The sequence below is a fragment of the Desulfosporosinus sp. OT genome (genome assembly GCF_000224515.1).
In the GTDB taxonomy this organism is placed as follows: Bacteria; Bacillota; Desulfitobacteriia; order Desulfitobacteriales; family Desulfitobacteriaceae; genus Desulfosporosinus.
Genome location: NZ_AGAF01000091.1, coordinates 1 through 4,738 on the forward strand (window position 1 = coordinate 1; position 4,738 = coordinate 4,738).

Sequence of the window (4,738 nt, forward strand, 5' to 3'; positions counted from 1 at the left end):
ATGCTGCCGTATTTCGTGCTGATCTATATAGATTTCTATTTCCTTCTGCAGCCTGAGCACCTTCCGGTCATGATCCGCCACCGCTTCGGCAATCAAATCAATCCTGCGGAAGATGGTCTTGATCCGTACCATGACCTCCCTGAGGTTAAAGGGCTTAGTAATATAATCATCAGCCCCCAGCTCCATGCCCAGGATTTTATCCACATCATCGGCCCGGGCCGTCAGCATGATAACCGGAATGATGTAACTGGCCGTAATCCGTTTGCAGACCTCAAGGCCGCTGATATCCGGCAGCATAATATCGAGCAGAACCAGATCCGGGACAAACTCCTGCACTAAGGCGAGTCCTTGTTCCCCGCTTCCGGCAACAATTGTTTTAAAGCCTTCGTTCTCCAGGCAATGGGCCAGAATATCGGCTATATTTTCTTCATCTTCAATGATGAGTATGCTTTTCTTTCCCAAATCGATTCCTCCCACCTTCCGAACTTATCCATCTGTCTAGTATACCACAGGCTTATTGCCGTCTTGCGTTCAGTTGTTGCCAAGTTGTTTCCTGCACCTCATGAATGTCTGATAGGCACAAAAACACCCTCCAAACCCGTAAGTCAGGAGGGCTTTTATGACAGATTACGAAGGTAACCCCAACAGGAGAAATTATCTTAGCAATTAATTGTTTTACCCCATTTACAACACTATTTCCGTGGCTATGGAATCTTTGCATCAGCACTAGACTTTACTAAGTTGGTAGCCATAAATTACAGAACCGGGTAGAGACTTTTTAGTCTTGGATAATTTTCATGTAATCCTTTATAATCGTTAGTGCTATTTCCATTTCTATTGTCGTTCCGCAGCGGTACCTGGAACCTACGCGGAACGACAACAAAAAATGACATCCTACAAGCATGTTTCGCCGAGTAGCGCGATGACCGGAATCTGCAGGTAGCCAAATTTACACGTTCAAATACATCCTTCGCCTTGTTGCCGGATTCATTCGGAAATGCCGATTTATATTCCACCATTTCTTCAGCATCCAGCAGGTCGTATCGTTCAGTTCGCCCAACTGCGAAAAATATGCCCGGTTCTGTTTCTGCGTTCTCTTTGTAAAAAGCTTCAACCTCAAAGAGTCGATATTCGCAACATGCCCTAGATTATGGAACTTGCAAGGGCGACGCTCAGAAGCGGCGGAAACCTCCCCATATTGACGGTCAACAATTTTCAGGAGGAAAAACAATGAATAAAAATGACTATATTATCCGTTTAGAAACTCCCGCCGATTACCACGAGGTGGAAAACCTGACCAGAGAGGCATTCTGGAATGTATATCGTCCCGGTTGCTCGGAGCATTATGTTCTTCATTGCTATCGCAATAGGTATGATTTTGTGCCGGAGCTTGATTTTGTTATGGAGAAGGACGGTAGAATCATCGGTCATGTGATGTATGTACGCACGACACTGCAAACTGATGATGGATGAGATATTCCAATTATGACATTTGGCCCTATCAGCATAAAGCCAAAGTATAAGCGGAAGGGCTACGGTAAAGCGCTGCTTGATTATTCTTTGGATAAGGCGAAAGCACTCGGCGTAGGAGCCATTTGCATAGAAGGAAATATTGACTTCTATGGCAAATCCGGCTTTGTTGTTGCCAGTACGAAAGGGATTCACTATTATGCAGAACCAAGAGATTCGGAAGTTCTATACTGTCTACTCAAGGAACTGAAGGATGGCTTTCTTGAAGGTATTACCGGCACGTATCACACACCGCAAGGATACTTCGTTGATGAGAATGAGGTTGAAAAGTTCGATTCTCATTTTCCAGCAAAAGAAAAAAGGAGCTTCCCGGACAGCTCTGGTAACCAAATCAAACGAAATTGAAGATGAGCATCTGTCAAAAATGGCAGGTGCTTTTCTTATGCCCATTTTTGGAGGTGATCTCATTTGAGTATATTTTGTCGTTTCCGCAGATACCATCACCTGCTACTTCGGCGAGGGTCCATTTACTATTTTTTAAAGCGGTATTATACTAAATTTAGGTTTTTAATAAGGCGGTGGTTTTATGAAGCTATGCATTGTAAGCGCCGGAATAGTCGACGAATCATATTTTTAAGAATGAGGAGAATTACTATGACTGTTCCGGAGAACAAAATATATCCAAGAAATGACCATGAAACCGTTTATTTGAAAAACGTAATTAAAGACCCAAATATTCTTGTAGGCGATTACACTTTTTATAATGATTATGTTAACGACCCTACACAATTTGAAAAAAACAATGTTCTGTATCATTACCCTGTAAATCAGGAAAAATTAGTTATTGGTAAATTTTGTTCCATTGCTTGTGGTGCTAAGTTCATTTTTACTAGCGCTAACCATGCGCAAAAGTCTCTTTCCACCTTTCCGTTTCCTATCTTCGCGAGTGAGTGGGGATTGGACTGGAAGAACGTTACGGATGCGTGGGATAACAAAGGTGATATCATAATTGATAATGATGTCTGGATAGGATACGAAGCCATCGTTATGCAGGGAGTGCATATTGGTAACGGTGCAATTATCGGAACCAGAGCAGTTGTTACTAAGAATGTCCCTCCGTATACAATAGTAGGCGGAATTCCTGCAAAAGAAATCAGAAAAAGATTTGATTCAGAAATTATCGAAACCTTACTGCGGTTACAGTGGTGGGATTGGCCTTACGATAAGATCCAACAGCATTTAACTAATATCATGAATGGAAATCTCAACGCATTGCAAAATTAGGTTAATATAAATCGGCTTAAGAAGCGCACTGTAAACAGGGCGCTTTTTTACGTCCTGTTTGAGGAGGTATGGGCCACAAATGGCGGACAATTTCGGCCTGAAATCGGCATCGAGGAAGCGTACGAATAACCTCGGTGTATCTCGGAACGAAATATCTGGCTACGGATGCGCTAACTTTTTTGATCCGTTTATTAACAACAAGCTTGTTAATCACCGCTCCTGACGGCATATTTTAATCAAGCTAGTGGTTGCTTTCTTCGCTTTAGTGAGAATCGTTCAATGGCATTAGCAATCCGCATGAATGTAAAAGTTTTGGAGAAGTTGAATCATCATAATGATGCCGACAAGGAAAATCAAATCATTCAAAGTCTCGATGAAATCGTGCAGGATGGGATTCACCAACTACGTGAAACTGTATATCAGCAAAGTACAGGCGCAATCTATGTTACGCCATCTCATCAGTTTCCCTTAGGAGGTATTCTTCCCGCGTCGCGCCGTGCCGCCTGATTCGCTTTGCCAGAGAAAACGATCTTTATATCATCGAAGATGATTATGACAGCGAATTCCGATATAGCGGAGAGCCCATTGCTCCCCTTCACACTATGGACCCGCAGCGTGTAATTTATGTTGGTACCTTCAGTAAAGCAGTTTTTCCAGCGCTGCGGATAGGCTATGTAATTTTACCCTATCCGCTTCATTCGCGCTGGCGTGATCTGCGAACCCATGCGGATGTACAAAATCCACCCTTTGAGCAGGCTACCTTGCAGAATTTTTAAGGACACGCAAGTTGGACAGGCATATCCAAAAGATGCGTAAAATTTACGGCTAGCGCCGAAAGGTGTTGTTAGAGTCACTGGAAGAAGCTATGGGCAGCGACTGGATTGCTTATGGAGATTCCGCCGGGTTTCCAATACCAGTTTCAGTTAACTCTTTTATAGTCTTTCGAAGTTCCTCCAATCCTTTGGTCACATTAAACTGTATATATTTTTCCGGAGAGCCTTCGACTATGGATATTTTGAGAACTATTGAGCTACCAGTGGAAATGCTTTATTCATATTAGCGGCCAGAGCGTGTTTATTCAGTTGGATTTTTTCCGAATCGTTCAGATTGTTATAACCCTTTTGCAATAACTGCTTCATTTCAACAACATAATGAATAACATAAGAAATGCATATTGTGTACGCTACGTACATATTATACAATAGGAGGTGATAAACATGGTTCCGAAAAAGGAGTGTGTAATTATGCAAGAAGTTATTAATGCCACAGATGTCAGGAGAGATTGGGGAAGTTTTATTGATCATGTTGTGCGTTTTAAGCCCTCTTTAATAAAACGGAATAGAGACTATCTTGCAGCTATATCTCTGGAGCATTTGGAAGTTGTTTTATCACCGTATAGGTTCACTCTTGAACATGAAAAAGAGGTTGACGGCAGCTTAAGTGGTTCTCTGAAAGAGCTGGATATCATGACTAATGCTGCAAGTTTGGAGGCGTTAAAAACAGAGATTGCCAAAGAACTGATTGAATATGCCCAAGAATATATGGATGAGTTCGCTAAATATTATGGGGCTCCCAACAGAAAGCCTCATTTCCCTTATGTTATGCGGGTGCTGATCCAGAAAGATGAGGATGCAGTAAGAGGTTTGCTCGATGCCTAGCTGGAGAGAATTAAAGCGATTTTGTGAACGAGATGGCTGGGAGCTATACAAAGATACAGATCATTGTTTTTATCGGAAAATAATGGATGATGGAAGCTTAAAACGCACCAAAATTTCCAAGGGGACAGGTGAGATATCTCCGCGGTTATGGAAGGATATTTTAAAGAAGCAATTGCAAGTGGATGAAGGTTACTTTAATAGAATGATCTAGATAGTCCCGAAGAGGATGTTTTTTTCATTAAGTAGCATTCATTTGATTGTTCTCTATATCACTATTTATTGCCAATCACTTGGTCAATCAGCTTCAAAAGATAATCCAGAAAATC

At 41.9% G+C, this 4,738-nt stretch carries 8 protein-coding genes; 7 read left to right on the forward strand and 1 reads right to left on the reverse strand.

The genetic code is table 11. The annotated features are described in order from the left end of the window. A partial coding sequence (locus DOT_RS08185) for a response regulator (RefSeq protein WP_009616917.1) occupies positions 1-462 on the reverse strand: 462 nt, incomplete at its 3' end. Positions 463-1,230: 768 nt separating this feature from the next. Here DOT_RS08185 and DOT_RS32645 point away from each other — a divergent pair. The 7 genes from DOT_RS32645 (at position 1,231) to DOT_RS08210 (ending at position 4,623) form a co-directional block, all read left to right on the forward strand. Beyond that, positions 1,231-1,473 (forward strand): acetyltransferase, encoded by a 243-nt coding sequence (locus DOT_RS32645; RefSeq protein ID WP_009616921.1) that lies wholly within the window; start codon positions 1,231-1,233, stop codon positions 1,471-1,473. Positions 1,474-1,485: 12 nt separating this feature from the next. Then, positions 1,486-1,875, forward strand: coding sequence for a GNAT family N-acetyltransferase (locus tag DOT_RS32650; protein WP_009616924.1), 390 nt, complete (start codon positions 1,486-1,488; stop codon positions 1,873-1,875). Between the two features lie 249 nt (positions 1,876-2,124). Next, entirely contained in the window at positions 2,125-2,754 is a 630-nt protein-coding gene (locus DOT_RS08195) for a CatB-related O-acetyltransferase (RefSeq protein WP_009616926.1), read from the forward strand. A gap of 279 nt (positions 2,755-3,033) precedes the next feature. Beyond that, positions 3,034-3,261, forward strand: a complete 228-nt coding sequence (locus DOT_RS31770; RefSeq protein WP_242833801.1) for a hypothetical protein — start codon at positions 3,034-3,036, stop codon at positions 3,259-3,261. 95 nt (positions 3,262-3,356) lie between these two features. Further along, positions 3,357-3,530 carry a transcriptional regulator, GntR gene (locus tag DOT_RS31775; protein ID WP_009616930.1) on the forward strand — a complete coding sequence of 58 codons (174 nt, stop codon included), beginning with the start codon at positions 3,357-3,359 and terminating at the stop codon, positions 3,528-3,530. A gap of 441 nt (positions 3,531-3,971) precedes the next feature. Then, positions 3,972-4,412: a hypothetical protein gene (locus DOT_RS08205; protein WP_009616934.1), complete on the forward strand. Its 441-nt coding sequence runs from the start codon at positions 3,972-3,974 to the stop codon at positions 4,410-4,412. Continuing rightward, on the forward strand, positions 4,405-4,623 hold the full coding sequence (locus DOT_RS08210; protein ID WP_009616935.1) for a hypothetical protein: 219 nt from the start codon (positions 4,405-4,407) through the stop codon (positions 4,621-4,623). The genes DOT_RS08205 and DOT_RS08210 overlap by 8 nt, the downstream gene beginning before the upstream one ends. Positions 4,624-4,738: the final 115 nt, after the last annotated feature.